General features: G+C 71.5%; 1 protein-coding gene. It reads right to left on the bottom strand.

Features of this window, described 5'->3' with window-relative positions; translation table 11 throughout:
* Nucleotides 1-270, bottom strand: a 270-nt coding sequence (locus KVT32_RS30125) for a methyl-accepting chemotaxis protein (protein WP_254637090.1), incomplete at both ends; no start/stop codon positions are given.

The raw sequence follows: 270 nt of genomic DNA, 5'->3' as shown, positions 1-270 counted from the left end.
TCGCCGCCCTGTGCGCGGCTGGCCAGCGTGATGTCATGCATGATGGTGGCGGCCTGCTGCACCGAGGAGACCACCTCGCGCATGGTTTGGCCGGCTTCGCCCACCAGCGCGTTGCCCTGGCCGACTTTGTGCACCGAGTCGTCGATCAGGGCCTTGATTTCCTTGGCGGCGCCGGCCGAGCGCTGGGCCAGGCTGCGCACTTCGCCGGCGACGACGGCGAAGCCGCGCCCCTGCTCGCCCGCACGCGCTGCTTCGACCGCGGCGTTCAGG

This window comes from Achromobacter sp. GbtcB20, assembly GCF_019091095.1.
GTDB classification, from domain to species: Bacteria; Pseudomonadota; Gammaproteobacteria; order Burkholderiales; family Burkholderiaceae_B; genus Achromobacter; species Achromobacter mucicolens.
This window is presented reverse-complemented; position numbering and strand designations above follow the sequence as displayed.